The organism is Amycolatopsis sp. NPDC003731, assembly GCF_053586895.1.
Window position 1 is genome coordinate 16,077 of record NZ_JBSFNC010000074.1, and the last position, 14,788, is coordinate 30,864.

16 protein-coding genes are annotated in these 14,788 nt (G+C 70.9%); 2 read left to right on the top strand and 14 right to left on the bottom strand.

Annotated elements, in window-relative coordinates; all coding sequences use genetic code 11:
* Window positions 1-86 precede the first annotated feature (86 nt).
* The 11 genes from coaBC to pyrR form a co-directional block, all read right to left on the bottom strand.
* Window positions 87-1,307 carry a bifunctional phosphopantothenoylcysteine decarboxylase/phosphopantothenate--cysteine ligase CoaBC gene (gene coaBC, locus ACWDN5_RS27255; RefSeq protein WP_310975051.1) on the bottom strand — a complete coding sequence of 407 codons (1,221 nt, stop codon included), beginning with the start codon at window positions 1,305-1,307 and terminating at the stop codon, window positions 87-89.
* A complete protein-coding gene (rpoZ, locus tag ACWDN5_RS27260) occupies window positions 1,300-1,569 on the bottom strand; it encodes a DNA-directed RNA polymerase subunit omega (RefSeq protein WP_005152353.1) in 270 nt (89 codons plus the stop codon). The genes coaBC and rpoZ overlap by 8 nt, the downstream gene beginning before the upstream one ends.
* Window positions 1,566-2,219 carry a guanylate kinase gene (gmk, locus tag ACWDN5_RS27265; RefSeq protein WP_310975050.1) on the bottom strand — a complete coding sequence of 218 codons (654 nt, stop codon included), beginning with the start codon at window positions 2,217-2,219 and terminating at the stop codon, window positions 1,566-1,568. Before gmk ends, rpoZ begins: the two co-directional genes overlap by 4 nt.
* Window positions 2,216-2,533 (bottom strand): integration host factor, actinobacterial type, encoded by a 318-nt coding sequence (gene mihF, locus ACWDN5_RS27270; protein WP_003096398.1) that lies wholly within the window; start codon window positions 2,531-2,533, stop codon window positions 2,216-2,218. Before mihF ends, gmk begins: the two co-directional genes overlap by 4 nt.
* A 107-nt stretch (window positions 2,534-2,640) precedes the next feature.
* On the bottom strand, window positions 2,641-3,489 hold the full coding sequence (gene pyrF, locus ACWDN5_RS27275) for an orotidine-5'-phosphate decarboxylase (RefSeq protein ID WP_310975043.1): 849 nt from the start codon (window positions 3,487-3,489) through the stop codon (window positions 2,641-2,643).
* Window positions 3,490-3,497: 8 nt separating this feature from the next.
* On the bottom strand, window positions 3,498-6,812 hold the full coding sequence (carB, locus tag ACWDN5_RS27280) for a carbamoyl-phosphate synthase large subunit (protein WP_310975041.1): 3,315 nt from the start codon (window positions 6,810-6,812) through the stop codon (window positions 3,498-3,500).
* On the bottom strand, window positions 6,812-7,933 hold the full coding sequence (gene carA, locus ACWDN5_RS27285) for a glutamine-hydrolyzing carbamoyl-phosphate synthase small subunit (RefSeq protein ID WP_449678269.1): 1,122 nt from the start codon (window positions 7,931-7,933) through the stop codon (window positions 6,812-6,814). The genes carB and carA overlap by 1 nt, the downstream gene beginning before the upstream one ends.
* A complete protein-coding gene (locus ACWDN5_RS27290) occupies window positions 7,930-8,424 on the bottom strand; it encodes a PH-like domain-containing protein (protein ID WP_449678270.1) in 495 nt (164 codons plus the stop codon). The genes carA and ACWDN5_RS27290 overlap by 4 nt, the downstream gene beginning before the upstream one ends.
* On the bottom strand, window positions 8,424-9,710 hold the full coding sequence (locus tag ACWDN5_RS27295) for a dihydroorotase (RefSeq protein WP_449678271.1): 1,287 nt from the start codon (window positions 9,708-9,710) through the stop codon (window positions 8,424-8,426). The genes ACWDN5_RS27290 and ACWDN5_RS27295 overlap by 1 nt, the downstream gene beginning before the upstream one ends.
* Window positions 9,707-10,639 carry an aspartate carbamoyltransferase catalytic subunit gene (locus tag ACWDN5_RS27300; RefSeq protein ID WP_449678272.1) on the bottom strand — a complete coding sequence of 311 codons (933 nt, stop codon included), beginning with the start codon at window positions 10,637-10,639 and terminating at the stop codon, window positions 9,707-9,709. The genes ACWDN5_RS27295 and ACWDN5_RS27300 overlap by 4 nt, the downstream gene beginning before the upstream one ends.
* Window positions 10,636-11,235 carry a bifunctional pyr operon transcriptional regulator/uracil phosphoribosyltransferase PyrR gene (gene pyrR / locus ACWDN5_RS27305; protein ID WP_310975031.1) on the bottom strand — a complete coding sequence of 200 codons (600 nt, stop codon included), beginning with the start codon at window positions 11,233-11,235 and terminating at the stop codon, window positions 10,636-10,638. Before pyrR ends, ACWDN5_RS27300 begins: the two co-directional genes overlap by 4 nt.
* Window positions 11,236-11,483: 248 nt before the next feature.
* Between pyrR and bldD the strand changes: the two genes are divergently transcribed.
* Complete coding sequence (bldD, locus tag ACWDN5_RS27310) at window positions 11,484-11,972, top strand: transcriptional regulator BldD (RefSeq protein WP_003096372.1); 489 nt, start codon at window positions 11,484-11,486, stop codon at window positions 11,970-11,972.
* A gap of 105 nt (window positions 11,973-12,077) precedes the next feature.
* On the opposite strand, the gene nusB is transcribed toward bldD, so the two are convergent.
* The 3 genes from nusB to ACWDN5_RS27325 are packed head-to-tail and all read right to left on the bottom strand — an operon-like array spanning window position 12,078 to window position 14,230.
* Window positions 12,078-12,533, bottom strand: coding sequence for a transcription antitermination factor NusB (gene nusB / locus ACWDN5_RS27315; RefSeq protein WP_310975013.1), 456 nt, complete (start codon window positions 12,531-12,533; stop codon window positions 12,078-12,080).
* On the bottom strand, window positions 12,533-13,096 hold the full coding sequence (gene efp, locus ACWDN5_RS27320; RefSeq protein ID WP_310975012.1) for an elongation factor P: 564 nt from the start codon (window positions 13,094-13,096) through the stop codon (window positions 12,533-12,535). The genes nusB and efp overlap by 1 nt, the downstream gene beginning before the upstream one ends.
* A gap of 45 nt (window positions 13,097-13,141) precedes the next feature.
* Window positions 13,142-14,230, bottom strand: coding sequence for a M24 family metallopeptidase (locus tag ACWDN5_RS27325; RefSeq protein WP_310975011.1), 1,089 nt, complete (start codon window positions 14,228-14,230; stop codon window positions 13,142-13,144).
* 68 nt (window positions 14,231-14,298) lie between these two features.
* On the opposite strand from ACWDN5_RS27325, the gene ACWDN5_RS27330 reads away from it, so the two are divergent.
* Entirely contained in the window at window positions 14,299-14,712 is a 414-nt protein-coding gene (locus tag ACWDN5_RS27330) for a B-4DMT family transporter (protein WP_310975010.1), read from the top strand.
* Window positions 14,713-14,788: the final 76 nt, after the last annotated feature.

Below are 14,788 nucleotides of genomic sequence, written 5' to 3' on the forward strand. Positions count from 1 at the left end.
CGTCACTTCCTCACCTTGTCGTCGGATGCCCCGAAAGTTAGGCACCCCTTACCTTGCAAGCGTACTGACTATCGCTCGCGGGACGGTCAACGCTTCATGAAGTTCACAACAGCGTCCCACAGAGTGGACGCCAGTTCAGCCTTCTGCGCGAGAGGTAGGGGTTTTTCCGTGGCATCGGCCCCTAGGAGCCAGCCGGAATTGTCCTCGGTGCCGAACGCCTTGCCGTCCCCGACGGCGTTGACGACCAGCAGGTCCGCGCCCTTGCGCTTCAGTTTCGCGCGGGCGTGGTCCAGAACGCTGCCGTGTTCGTCGCCGGTTTCCGCGGCAAATCCCACGACCACCTGTCCGGGACGCCGGTTTTGCACCAATTCGGCGAGAATGTCGGCATTGCGGTCGAGCGTGATCACCGGGTCCGGCTGGTCGTCGGACTTCTTGATCTTGTGCTCGGCCCGGTTCGCCGGCCGGAAGTCGGCCACGGCCGCGGCCATCACGACGACGTCCGCGGACTCGGCGGCGGCGTGCACCGCCCGCCGCAGCTCCTCCGCCGTCGAGACGTGCTCGACGACCGCGCCCGCCGGGTCGGGCAGGGCGACGGTGTGCGCGGCGACCAGCGTGACGTCGGCGCCGCGCTGGGCGGCGACGCGGGCCAGCGCGTAGCCCTGCTTGCCGGACGAGCGGTTGCCCAGGTAGCGCACCGGGTCGAGGGGCTCGCGGGTGCCGCCCGCCGAGATGACCACGCGGACGCCTTCGAGGTCGCGCGGGAGGGCGTCGGGGCGGGCCAGCAGCAGCCGGGCGAGGTCGACGATCTCGGCCGGGTTCGCCAGGCGGCCCTTCCCGGTGTCGACGCCGGTCAGCCGGCCGGAATCGGGCTCGGTGACGACCATGCCGCGCGAGCGCAGCAGGGCGACGTTGTCGCGGGTGGCCGGGTGCTCCCACATCTCCGTGTGCATCGCCGGGAAGAAGGCGACCGGGCACCGGGCGGTGAGCAGGGTGTTGGTCAGCAGGTCGTCGGCGAGGCCGTGGGCGGCCTTGGCGAGCAGGTTCGCCGTGGCCGGGACGACCAGGACGAGGTCGGCTTCCTTGCCGACGCGGACGTGCTGGACCTCGGGCACCTCGGTGAACACGCCCGTGTGCACCGGGTGCCCGGAGAGGGCTTCGAAGGTCGCCGCGCCGACGAAGTTCAGCGCGGCTTCGGTGGGGACCACGCGGACGTCGTGACCGGATTCGGTCAGCCCGCGCAGCACCTCACAGGCCTTGTAGGCGGCGATCCCGCCGCCCACGCCCAGGACGACGCGGGGTTTACTCACCCTCGGTGTGCTCGAGCAGGCCGCCGTGGATCTCGCGCAGCGCGATCGAGAGCGGCTTCTCGCGCGGGCCCGGCTCGACGAGGGGGCCGACGTACTCGAGCAGGCCCTCGCCCAGCTGGGCGTAGTAGTCGTTGATCTGGCGGGCACGCTTGGCCGAGTAGATCACCAGCGCGTACTTCGAGCTGACCTTTTCGAGCAGGTCGTCGATCGGCGGGTTGGTGATGCCCTCGAGCTCTTCGTGCAGGGTGGCCTGGGTGGTCACGCGGGAGGCTCCGAATCTTCGGCAGACTGATCAGTAATCAAGTTTAGCAAGTGCTCGGCGGCCTCTCGCACGTCGGCGTTGACGACGCGGTGGTCGAACTCCCCCGCCGCCGCCAGCTCGCGCTCCGCTTCGGCCAGCCGGGCCTGGACCGCGGCCTCGTTTTCGGTGCCGCGCCCGGTGAGCCGGCCGACCAGTTCCTCCCACGACGGCGGCATCAGCATCACCAGCCGGGCCTCCGGCATGGCCGCGCGGACCTGGCGGGCGCCCTGCAGTTCGATCTCCAGGACGGCCGGGCGGCCCTCGGCGAGGGCCTTCTCGACCGGCTCGCGCGGGGTGCCGTAGCAGTTGCCGGCGAACTCGGCCCACTCCAGGAGCCTGCCGTCGGCGACCATCGCGTCGAACTCCACGCGGTCGACGAAGTGGTAGTGCGCCCCGTCGACTTCGCCGGGACGCGGTTTGCGGGTGGTGACCGAGACGCTGAACCAGACGTCGGGCTCCAGCTTCCGCAGCTCGCCCACCACGCTCGACTTCCCGACCCCCGAAGGCCCCGATACGACGGTGAGCCGGTGCCGGGGGAAGTCCCCCGTCACCGGCTCACTGCCGCGGTCGGCGCCCCGGTTCACCGGGTAGTCACGACCGGCGCCGTTCACTCGCCGCTGAACTCGGCCAGCAGCGCCTTGCGCTGCCGGTCGCCGAGGCCGCGAAGGCGACGGCTGGGGGCGATCTCCAGTCGTTCCATGGTCTGCTGCGCGCGGACCTTGCCGACGCCCGGGAGGGCCTCGAGCAGAGCCGAAACCTTCATCTTGCCGAGGACTTCGTTCTCCTCGGCCTGCTTCAGCACGTCGACCAGAGTGGTACCGCCCCGCTTCAGCCGCTCCTTCAGCTCAGCACGGATGCGGCGGGCGGCGGCGGCCTTCTCCAGCGCCGCAGCGCGCTGTTCCTCTGTCAGCTGGGGAAGTGCCACGTTTTCCTCCGGTAGTTCTCAAAACTGGGTGGGTGACGCGACGGTACCCACCCGTGAGCACCGGCCACAATGCGGGGGTGCCTGGTGGGGGCCGGTTCCGGGCCCTGCTATTGGTCGTTTTCCTGCGGGTCGGCCAGCACTTCGGCGACCCGTTCGACCGCTCGGCGCAAAGCCGCTTGCTCCGGACCGTGCTTCAGGATGTCCCGGGACGACGCGGGCAGCACGCCCGGCAGGGACGCACCGAACAGGGCCCGCAAATCGGCCACAGTGGCTCCCTGGGCCCCGAAACCGGGGGCCAGCACCGGGCCGTTCAGCCGCGAAAGATCCAGCTCTCCCGGCGGAACGGTGGCTCCGACGACGACACCCACATCGCCGAGCGGTTCCGCGCCTGCGTTGAGCGCCATCGCCGCATCGACGATCGCCTGCGCGACCGTGCGGCCGTCGGGCAGCTTCGCGTTCTGCACTTCGCCCGCTTCCGGGTTCGAAGTCCGAGCAAGCACGAAGATGCCGCGCCCCGCGGCGACGGCCGTTTCGGCGCATTGGGCCAAAGAGCCGAAGCCGAGATACGGCGAAACGGTGATCGCGTCGGCGGCGATCGCCGCACCCTCGGCGACGTACGCGGCGGTGTAGGCGCCCATCGTGGACCCGATGTCGCCGCGCTTGACGTCCAGGAGCACCAGCGCGCCGGCGTCCCGGGCGGCGGAAACCACCCGTTCCAGGACGCGGACACCGCCCGGTCCGAAACTTTCGAAGAACGCCGACTGCGGCTTCACGATCGCCGCGCGCGCCGCCAGGACCTCCGTGGCGGACAGCGCGAACCGTTCCAGGCCCGAGACGTCCACCGGGAGCCCCCAGGCCTCGATGAGGCCCGGGTGGGGGTCGATCCCGGCGCACAGCGGGCCGCGGGCCGCGACGGCCTTGGCCAGCCGCGCCCCGAACCGCTCCCGCCCGCTCACGACCCCGCTCACGACTTGGCCTTCAGCGCCGCCTGGAGCTCCTGCAGCGACCGGACGCCGATGTCGCCCCGGATCAGCGCTTCGATGCCGTGCACGGCCGCCGCGGCGCCCTGCACGGTGGTCACGCACGGGATGTCGCGCGACACCGCGGCGGTGCGGATTTCGTAGCCGTCGACGCGTGGACCACTGTTCCCGTAGGGAGTGTTGATCACCATGTCGACATCGCCGTTCAGGATGACGTCCACGATGTTCGGCTCGGCTTCGGTGGAGCCCTCGTAGTGCTTGCGCACCACGGTGCACGGGATTCCGTTGCGCCGCAGCACTTCCGCGGTGCCGGAGGTGGCGAGGATCTCGAAGCCGAGGTCCGCCAGCCGCTTCACCGGGAACACCAGCGAGCGCTTGTCGCGGTTGGCCACCGAGACGAACACCCGGCCGGACGTCGGCAGCGAGCCGTACGCGCCGCTCTGGGACTTCGCGAACGCCTTGCCGAAGTCGACGTCGACGCCCATCACCTCGCCGGTGGACTTCATCTCCGGGCCGAGCAGTGAATCCACGCCGTGCCCTTCGGGGGTGCGGAAGCGGTGGAAGGGCAGCACGGCTTCCTTCACCGCCACCGGCGAGTCGGCCGGCAGGTGCCCGCCGTCGCCCTCGGCCGGCAGGACACCGCTCTCGCGCAGGTCCTTGATCGTCGAGCCGGTCATGATCAGCGCGGCGGCCTTGGCCAGCGGCACGGCCGTCGCCTTGGACACGAACGGCACCGTCCGCGACGCGCGCGGGTTGGCCTCCAGGACGTACAGGACGTCGTCCTTGAGCGCGTACTGGACGTTCAGGAGCCCGCGCACGCCCACCCCGCGGGCGATCGCCTCGGTGGAGCGCCGGACGGCCTCCAGGTCGGTGTGGCCGAGGGTGATCGGCGGCAGCGCGCACGAGGAGTCACCGGAGTGGATCCCGGCTTCCTCGATGTGTTCCATGACGCCGCCGAGGTAGAGCTCCTCGCCGTCGAACAGCGCGTCGACGTCGATTTCGATGGCGTCGTCGAGGAAGCGGTCCACGAGCACCGGGTGCTCGGGCGTGACCTCGGTGGCGCGGCGGATGTAGCCGGCCAGGGTCTCCTCGTCGTAGACGATCTCCATGCCGCGGCCCCCGAGCACGTAGGACGGCCGGACGAGCACCGGGTAGCCGATCTCGTCGGCGATCCGCTTGGCGCCCTCGAAGGACGTCGCCGTGCCGTAGCGCGGCGCAGGCAGCCCGGCGTCGGTGAGGACCTCGCCGAACGCGCCGCGGTCCTCGGCCAGGTGGATGGCCTCCGGCGGCGTGCCGACCACCGGGACCCCGGCGTCGGCGAGCTTCTTGGCCAGGCCCAGCGGGGTCTGGCCGCCGAGCTGGACGATGACCCCGGCGACCGTGCCGGACGCCTGCTCGGCGTGCACGACCTCGAGGACGTCCTCGAAGGACAGCGGCTCGAAGTACAGCCGGTCGGAGGTGTCGTAGTCGGTGGACACGGTTTCCGGGTTGCAGTTGACCATGACGGCCTCGAAACCCGCCTCCCGCAACGCGATCGCCGCGTGCACGCAGGAGTAGTCGAACTCGATGCCCTGCCCGATCCGGTTCGGGCCGGAGCCGAGGATGAGCACCTTCGGCTTGTCGCTCTGGGCGACCACTTCGGACTGCGCGTCGGGATCGGACTCGTAGGCCGAGTAGTGGTAAGGGGTCTTGGCCGCGAACTCGGCCGCGCAGGTGTCGACGGTCTTGAACACCGGCCGCACGCCGAGGCGGTGGCGCAGGGCGCGGACGCCGTCCTCGCCGGCCAGTTCCGGCCGCAGGGCGGCGATCTGGCGGTCGGACAGGCCGGTGCGCTTGGCGCGCCGGAGGAGGTCGCCGTCCAGGACCGGCGCGTCGCGGACCTCGGCGCCGACCTCGCCGATGAGGGCGATCTGGTCGATGAACCACGGGTCGATGCCCGACGCTTCGTGCACCTGCTCGACGGTGGCGCCGAGCCGCAAGGCACGCTCCACTTCGTACAGCCGGCCCTCGTGCGCGGTGCGCAGCGAGTCCAAAGTGGATTCGACGGTCGCGCCTTCGGGGTCGGGCAGCGTCCAGAACCCGGTCGCCTTGGTCTCGATCGACCGCATCACCTTGCCGAGCGCCTCGGGGAAGCTGCGGCCGAACGACATCGCCTCGCCGACGCTCTTCATGGTCGTGGTCAGCGTCGGGTCCGCGCCCGGGAACTTCTCGAAGGCGAACCGCGGCATCTTGACGACGACGTAGTCCAAAGTGGGCTCGAACGCGGCCGGCGTCTCACCGGTGATGTCGTTCTGGATCTCGTCGAGCGTGTAGCCGATGGCGAGCTTCGCGGCGATCTTGGCGATCGGGAAGCCGGTCGCCTTGGACGCCAGCGCGGAACTCCGCGACACGCGCGGGTTCATCTCGATGACGACCATCCGGCCGTCGCGCGGGTTGATCGCGAACTGGATGTTGCAGCCGCCGGTGTCGACACCGACCTCGCGCAGCACGGCGATGCCGACGTCCCGCATCACCTGGTACTCGCGGTCGGTGAGGGTCATGGTCGGGGCGACGGTGACCGAGTCGCCGGTGTGCACACCCATCGCGTCGATGTTCTCGATCGAGCAGACGACCACGACGTTGTCGTGCTTGTCGCGCATCAGCTCGAGCTCGTACTCCTTCCAGCCGAGCACGCTCTCCTCGATGAGCACCTCGGTGACCGGGGATTCGGCGAGGCCGGTGGAGGCGAGCCGCTCGAGGTCCTCGGGCGTGTGCGCCATGCCGGACCCGAGCCCGCCCATGGTGAAGGACGGCCGGATGACGACCGGGAGGCCGAGTTCCTTGACGGTGTCCCGGACCTCGTCCATGTCGTGGCAGACGCGGGAGCGCGGGACGTCGGCACCGACGGTCCGGACGATGTCCTTGAACTTCTGCCGGTCCTCACCGCGCTGGATGGCGTCGATGTCGGCGCCGATCAGCTCGACACCGTACTTGTCCAGCACCCCGCGTTCGTGCAGGGCGACGGCGCAGTTGAGCGCGGTCTGCCCGCCGAGGGTCGCCAGGAGGGCGTCCGGGCGCTCCTCGGCGATGACCTTCTCGACGAAGTCGGGGGTGACCGGCTCGATGTAGGTGGCGTCGGCGAACTCGGGGTCGGTCATGATGGTGGCCGGGTTCGAGTTCACCAGGGAGACGCGCAGGCCTTCGCTGCGCAGCACCCGGCAGGCCTGGGTACCGGAGTAGTCGAACTCCGCGGCCTGCCCGATCACGATCGGCCCGGAGCCGATCACCAGCACGTGCTGGATGTCCGTCCTCTTCGGCATCAGGCCTTCTTCTCCATGAGCGAAACGAATTCGTCGAACAGGGGTGCCGCGTCGTGGGGGCCGGCCGCGGCTTCGGGGTGGTACTGGACCGAGAACGCCGGGACCTCCAGGGCCCGGACGCCCTCCACCGTGTCGTCGTTGGGGCAGTAGTGGCTGATCTGCGCCGCCCCGAAGGGGGACTCGAAGCGCTGGCCCGGCTCGCCTTCCAGCGCGAACCCGTGGTTCTGGGCCGTGATGGCCACCTGCCGGGTGGCCACGTCGATCACCGGGATGTTGATGCCTCGGTGGCCGTAACGCATCTTGTACGTTCCCAGCCCCAGCGCGCGGCCGAGGACCTGGTTGCCGAAGCAGATGCCGAACAGCGGGATCTCGCGTTCCAGCACCTGCTTGGTCAGCTCGGTCGCGTGCGTCGTCGTGGCCGGGTCGCCCGGGCCGTTCGACAGGAACACCCCGTCCGGCTCGATCGCCAGCAGCTCATCCAGCGTCGACGTCGAGGGCAGCACGTGGACCTCGATGCCGCGCTTGATCATCTGGCGCGGGGTGTTGGACTTGATGCCCAGGTCCAGCGCCGCCACCCGGAAGCGCACCTCACCGGACGGCGAGACCACGTACGGCTTCGGCGTGGTCACCTGGCCGGCCAGGTCGGCGCCCTCCATCTTCGGGCTCGCCAGCACCGAAGCGACCATGTCGTCGACGGTGCCGAGCGCGTCACCGGAGAAGACCCCGGCACGCATCGCGCCGACCTCGCGCAGGTGCCGCGTCAGCGAGCGGGTGTCGACCTCGGCGATGCCGACGATCCCCTGGCGCACCAGCTCTTCGTCCAGGGTCCGACGGGAACGCCAGTTGGACGGCGTGCGGGCGGGGTCGCGCACCACGTAGCCGTTGACCCAGATCTTCGAGGACTCGTCGTCCTCGTCGTTCCAGCCGGTGTTGCCGATCTGCGGCGCCGTCTGGACCACGATCTGCCCGTGGTATGACGGGTCGGTCAGCGTCTCCTGGTAACCGGTCATGCCGGTGCAGAACACCGCCTCGCCGAGGGTTCGCCCCTGCGCGCCGTAGGCAGCGCCGCGGAACACCCGGCCGTCTTCGAGTACCAGTGCGGCCTGAGCGCGCGCGTTCACTGGGCACCTCCCTTGATCTTGAGCTGTTCGATCCACTGTGGATAGTCGTCGAGGTCGTCGCCGCGGAAGCCGGTGTCGAGCTCGACGTCGCCGAGGCGCCAGGTGATGACGAGCAGCGCGTCCGTGCCCATCACCTTCCCGGCGATCTTCGTGTCGCGCCGGACGCCGGTGACGGCGTCGCGCGGGATCCAGAAGTCCGGGGCCCCGCCGCGTTCGACGGCAATCCCCGCGGAGTGCAACCGCCAGACCGCCCCGGTGCGCAGCCCCGCGCCGCGGGTGACGATCCGGTTCTGCCACTCCCCCGCGATCGTCGTCGACAGGTAGACGCCGGCGGACTCCAGCAGGGCGTCCCCCGCCTCGCCGGGGATGGCGGGGAACGGCGGCACCTGGGCGCTCTGCGAGCGCGACTTGCGCCGCCAGCCCACGTACATGCCCCAGAGGCAGAGCAGGAAGAAGGCGACGATCGCCAGCACCAGCCAGAGGCGTTCCATCAGCAGATCTTCCCGTCCCGCGCGGTGATCCGCCCGCGCAGCAGCGTCGCGGTCACCACGCCGGGCAGCCGCATTCCCTCGTACGGGGTGTTGGCCGCGATGCTGGCCAGCTCCGCGCCCCGGACGGTCCACTCGGCGTCCGGGTCCACCAGCGTCAGGTTCGCCGGCTCGCCCACCGCGATCGGACGGCCCTGGTCGGCCAGGTTGCCGATCTCGGCGGGCCGCTCGCTCATGACGCGGGCGACGCCACGCCAGTCGAGCAGGCCGGTGCGGACCATCGTTTCGGCCACGATGGACAGTGCCGTCTGCAGCCCGAGCATGCCCGGCCGGGCCGCGCTCCACTCAGTGTCCTTGTCCTGCACCGCGTGCGGCGCGTGGTCGGTGGCGACGCAGTCGATCGTCCCGTCGGCCAGGGCCGCGCGCAGCTTCTCCGCGTCGGGCTCCGTGCGCAGCGGCGGGTTCACCTTGTTCACCGGGTCGTAGGTCGCCAGGCGCTCGTCGGTGAGCAGCAGGTGGTGCGGCGTGACCTCCGCCGACACCTTCGTGCCGCGGTCCTTGGCCCAGCGCAGCACGTCCGCCGTGCCCGAAGTGGAGACGTGGCAGACGTGCAGCCGGGCGTTCGCGTGCAACGCCAGGAGGCAGTCACGGGCCACGATGGCCTCTTCCGCGGCGGCGGGCCAGCCGGTGTAGCCGAGCCGGGCCGCGCGCTCGCCCTCGTGGGCCTGGGCGCCGACGGTCAGCCGCGGCTCCTCCGCGTGCTGTGCGATGACGACGTCGAGCGCGGTCGAGTACTCCAGCGCGCGGCGCATCAGCAGCGGGTCGGCGACGCAGAGGCCGTCGTCGGAGAACACCGTGACGCGGGCCTGGGCCTTCGCCATCGAGCCCAGCTCGGCGAGCTTCTCGCCCTTGAGCCCGACGGTGACCGCGCCGACCGGGTGGACGTCGACCAGGCCGACCTCGAGCCCGCGCCGCCACACGTGGTCGACGACCACGGCGTTGTCCGCGACCGGGTCGGTGTTGGCCATGGCGAACACCGCGGTGTAGCCGCCGAGCGCCGCCGCGGCCGAGCCGGTGTCGATCGTCTCGGTGTCCTCGCGGCCGGGTTCGCGCAGGTGGGTGTGCAGGTCGACGAAGCCGGGCAGCAGGACCTGCCCCGCGGCCTCGATGACCGAAGCGTCTGCAGGGACGTCGACGGCGCCGATCGCGGTGATCACGCCGTCCTCGACCAGGACGTCGACCGGGTCGCCTTCGCCGTAGGGGCGGGCGCCCTTGATCACGGTGGTCACGCGGCGGCTCCTTCGCTGGCCAGGAGGTGGTAGAGGACCGCCATGCGCACGTGGACGCCGTTGCGGACCTGTTCGGTGATGGCCGAGGCCGGGGAGTCGGCGACCGCCGAAGCGATCTCCATCCCGCGCAGCATCGGGCCGGGGTGCAGGACGACCGCGTGGTCCGGCAGCAGCTTCTGCCGCTTTTCCGAGAGGCCGTAGGCGATCGAGTACTCGCGGGCGGACGGGAAGAACCCGCCGTGCATGCGTTCCGCCTGGACCCGCAGCATCATGACGGCGTCGACCGCGGGCAGCTCGGCGTCGAGGTCGTGCGAGACGGTGACCGGCAGGCTCTCGACGCCGTAGGGCAGCAGCGTCGGCGGCGCGACCAGCACCACCTCCGCGCCGAGGGCCGACAGCAGGTGGATGTTCGAGCGGGCCACGCGGCTGTGCAGGACGTCCCCGACGATCGCGATCCGGCGGTCCTTCAGCGACCCGAGGCGCTCCCGCAGCGTGGCCGCGTCGAGCAGGGCCTGCGTCGGGTGCTCGTGCGTGCCGTCGCCGGCGTTGACCACCGACGTACCGGGCTCGGCGAGCCAGCCGGCCAGGCGCTGCGCGGCGCCGCTGGCCGGGTGCCGGACGATCACGCAGTCGGCGCCCGCGGCGGCCAGCGTGAGGGCGGTGTCCCGGAGGGACTCCCCCTTGTTCACCGAGGAGCTGGACGCGGAGACGTTGATCACGTCCGCGCTCATCCACTTGCCGGCGATCTCGAACGACACCCGGGTGCGCGTCGAGTTCTCGTAGAACAGGGTGATCACCGTGCGGCCGCGCAGCGTCGGCAGCTTCTTGACCTCGCGGCCGAGCAGCGTGTGCTTCAGCTCGTCGGCGGTGTCGAGCACGGCCGTGGCGAGCGCCGGGTCCAGGCCGTCGGTGGCGAGCAGGTGCTTCACGAGTCCTCTCCAGCAGCATCGGAAGGGCGCAGCAGGACGGCGTCCCGGCCGTCGATCTCGGCCAGCAGGACGGAGACGCCCTCGGTGCGGGCGGTCGGGACGTTCTTGCCCACGTAGTCGGCCCGGATCGGCAGCTCCCGGTGACCGCGGTCGACCAGGACGGCCAGCTGCACCGCGCGCGGGCGGCCGTGATCACGCAGGGCATCGAGCGCGGCCCGGATCGTCCGGCCGGAGAAGAGGACGTCGTCGACCAGGATCACGACGCGGTCGTCGATGCCGTCCGGCGGCAGCTGCGTCTGCTCGAGGGCGCGCGGCGGGCGGCGGCGGAGGTCGTCCCGGTAGAGGGTGACGTCGAGGGCGCCGGTGGGCGGGCGGACCCCGGAGAACTCGCCGATCTTGTCGGCGAGGCGGACGGCGAGCGGCGTGCCCCGGGACGGGATGCCGAGCAACACGGGCGGGGTAGTGCTCTCCGCACCGTTCGCGGTCTTTTCGATGACCTGATGGGCCATTCGGGCGATCGTGCGCGCGACATCGCCGGCCGTCAGGAGCTCGCGCTCCCCGGCCGAACCAGCCGCGTCACGCGGGCGTGACGACAAACCGGACTCCTTCCCCGCCTCACCGGACGGGTCCTTAAAGGACGTCTGTTCCCCTGCTGGTCGGGGCTTTCCCACCGACAGTAGCAGGCACTTTGCTCAGTCTTCCGGGTGGTGTGAGGTGATTCGCGACAAGCTCGCGCTTGACCTGGTGACAACAATGCGTAACCATTACTCTGAGTATTCGACTCAGCGAGTCCCCCGGCCCGGTCACCCCGACCGGGAGGGGGTGAAGAACGGAGAACGACCAGATGGGCGATTACGCCAAGGCGCTCGGGGCCAAGCTCCGCGGGATCCGCCAGCAGCAGGGCCTGTCCCTGCACGGGGTCGAGCAGAAGTCCGGTGGGCGCTGGAAGGCCGTCGTCGTCGGCTCGTACGAGCGTGGCGACCGCGCCGTCACCGTGCAGAAGCTGGCCGAGCTGGCCGACTTCTACGGTGTGCCGGTGGTCGAGCTGCTGCCCGAGGGCCGGGTCCCCTCCGGCGCGGAGCCCGCCACCAAGATCGTCATCAACCTGGAGCGCCTGCAGCAGCTGCCGGCCGAAAAGGTGGGCCCGCTGGCCCGCTACGCGGCGACGATCCAGAGCCAGCGCGGCGACTACAACGGCAAGGTGCTCTCGATCCGCACCGAGGACCTGCGGTCCCTGGCGATCATCTACGACATGACCCCGGGCGAGCTGACCGAGCAGCTCATCGACTGGGGCGTCCTGCCGCCGGAGGCACGTCCTTCCAAGGAGGACTGATCGCCGGATGTGCTGCACCGACGCAGTGAGCGTTTCCAGCGGGGCACCTGGAGACGCTCACTGGTTCGTCGGGGGGCCCGCAGCACCGGGCGTGTTCTTCTTCCGTCAGAGCACGGCGCGCAGGCGGTCGGCGATCGTGCCGATCCGGCCCAGGACGCCGTTGACGAACCGCGGCGAGTCGTCCGTGGACAGTTCCTTCGCCAGGCCGACGGCCTCGTCGATCGCGACCGGGTCCGGCACGTCCTCGGCCCAGAGCAGCTCGTAGACCCCGACCCGCAGCACCGCGAGGTCGACCTTCGGCATCCGCTCCAGGGTCCAGCCCTGCGCGTGCTCGGCCAGCAGCTCGTCGATCCGGGTCTTCCGCCCGGTCACGCCCTCGACCAGGCTGATCGTGTAGTCCGCGATCGGGTCGACGTCCGTCGCGCCGACCCGGTCGGCCAGCAGCGTCACCGCGTCGGTGTCGCGCTGCGCGGCCTCGTACAGCATTTCCACCGCGCGGCGGCGCGCTTGCCGGCGGCTGATCGCGCCGCCGCGGTTCGGGTGGGGTTTCGACGTCGGCATCAGCTGGAGACGCGGCCCAGGTAACGGCCGTCGCGGGTGTCGACCTTGATCTTCTCGCCGGTGGAGAGGAACAGCGGGACCTGGATCTCCGCGCCGGTCTCCAGCGTGGCCGGCTTGGTGCCGCCGGTGGAGCGGTCGCCCTGCAGGCCCGGGTCGGTGTGCTGGACGACCAGCTCGACCGACGTCGGCAGCTCGACGTACAGCGGCTCGTTCTCGTGCACCGCGACCTGGACCTCGGTGTTCTCGAGCATGTAGTTGGCGTTGTCGCCGACGACCTCGGCCGGGACGGTGATCTGGTCGTAGGTGTCGCCGTCCATGAACACGAAGTCCTGCCCCTCCTTGTAGAGGTAGGTCATGTTCCGGCGGTCCACCGTGGCCGTCTCGACCTTCGTGCCCGCGTTGAACGTCTTGTCGACCACCTTGCCGGTGAGCACGTGCTTGAGCGTCGTGCGCACGAAGGCGCCGCCCTTGCCCGGCTTGACGTGCTGGAACGCGGTGACGGTCCACAGCTGGCCCTCGAGGTTGAGGACGAGCCCGTTCTTCAGGTCGTTGGTCGTGGCCACGAGCTTGCAGTCTCCTGTGTCGAATCTTCGGGTTCGGGGCCGCTGTCAGACGACCACGAGGTTCTTGGTGCTCAGGGTGAGGAGTTCGGGCTCCCCAGCCCGCACGACGAGCGTGTCCTCGATGCGCACGCCACCGCGCCCCGCGAGGTACACGCCGGGCTCGACGGTGACCGCCATACCGGCGGCCAGTGTACCGACGCCCGTCGCGGCGAAGCTGGGCGCCTCGTGGATCTGCAGGCCGACGCCGTGGCCGAGGCCGTGCGCGAAGTGCTCGCCGTGGCCCGCGTCCGCGATCACCGTCCGCGCCGCGGCGTCCACATCGGACACCTCGGCGCCCGGCACGACGGCGGCGACCCCGGCCGCCTGGGCGGCGTGCACGAGCTCGTAGACCTCCCGCTGCCAGTCCGCGGGTTCGCCGAGGACGAAGGTGCGGGTCATGTCGGAGTGGTAGCCGTCGACGGTGGCGCCGAAGTCCAGCTTGACGAAGTCGCCGCGCTCGAGCTCGGCGTGCGTGGGCTGGTGGTGGGGGATGGCCGAGTGCGCGCCGGCCGCGACGATGGAGGCGAAGCTGGTTGCTTGGGAGCCGTGCTCCAGCATCCGGTTCTCCAGGTCACGGGCGATTTCCAGCTCGGTCCGCCCCGGCCGTAGCCCGCCGGCCGCGACGAGGTCGTCCAGCGCCCGGTCGGCGGCCGCGCACGCCTGGCGCAGGGCCTCGATCTCGGTTTCGTCCTTGACCTCGCGCAGCCGCTCGACGAGGCCGGGGGTCCGTTCCAGGGGCACCTGCTGCTTGAGGGCCTCGTAGGTCTCGACGCTGACGTGCTGGCTCTCGAACCCGAGCCGTCCGTAGGTCTTGGTGTCCTTCGCGGCGCGGGCGACGAGGGCGGCGGCACTGGCCCGGTCGACGACGGTTTCGAGGTCGGGCACCTCGGCGGCGGATTGGGTGGTGTACCGGCCGTCGGTGCAGAAGAGCGTCCGGTCGTCCCCGCCCGCGTGGAGGAGGAGGGCGGCGTTGGAGCCGGTGAACCCGGTGAGGTAGCGGATGTTCAGCAGATCGGTGACCAGCAGCGCCTCGACACCGGCCCCGGTCAGGAGCCCGCGCAGCGCGGCACGACGTCGTCCATGGGTTTCAGGCACGGGTCCACCCTAGTGGGCGGGCTTGCCGGGGGAAGCGACTCGCCAGTAGGCCGCCTACACTCCGCAGGATGAGCGCCTGGGTGATTCGCGGACTGGTGATGGCGGTGCTGCACGGCACGGCGTTGACGCTGCTGGCCAAGTACGCCGTGTACCACCCGACGGACCAGACGCTCGCGGTCTCGCTGACGTTGGCGGTCCTGGTCGGCGCGGCGGCCCTGTGGGCGGCGCTGGACGCGTGGCGGGGTGTTTCCGACCGCGGCCGCGCGTGGTTCATCGCGGCGCTGGTCGCGGGCGTGGTCTCGGGCATCCTGTACGTGATCGGGCGAGCGGTGTTCGTCGACCAGACGGGGGTGTCGGAGCTGGGCGGAGCGCTGACGGGCGGAGCGGCGTTCTCGGCCCTGCTGGTCCTGGTCCCGGCGGGGCTGGGGCTGTTCGTCGGCGGGCGCATCGGCCGCTCCCCGAGCGCCGACGGCGAGCGCTGAGGGGACTTCGACCGTCGCCGGCCGCACCTGCGGAGCCGGCACCACGGCGAGTAGCGCCGGGCGACGTTCCCCCGCC

Bases quoted from the DNA above. Each gene is read 5' to 3' on its own strand.
- ACWDN5_RS27330 (WP_310975010.1), top strand. From the start codon at position 14,299: ATGAGCGCCTGGGTGATTCGCGGACTGGTGATGGCGGTGCTGCACGGC.
- carB (WP_310975041.1), bottom strand. From the start codon at position 6,812: ATGCCGAAGAGGACGGACATCCAGCACGTGCTGGTGATCGGCTCCGGG.
- ACWDN5_RS27290 (WP_449678270.1), bottom strand. From the start codon at position 8,424: ATGGAACGCCTCTGGCTGGTGCTGGCGATCGTCGCCTTCTTCCTGCTC.
- nusB (WP_310975013.1), bottom strand. From the start codon at position 12,533: ATGCCGACGTCGAAACCCCACCCGAACCGCGGCGGCGCGATCAGCCGC.
- bldD (WP_003096372.1), top strand. From the start codon at position 11,484: ATGGGCGATTACGCCAAGGCGCTCGGGGCCAAGCTCCGCGGGATCCGC.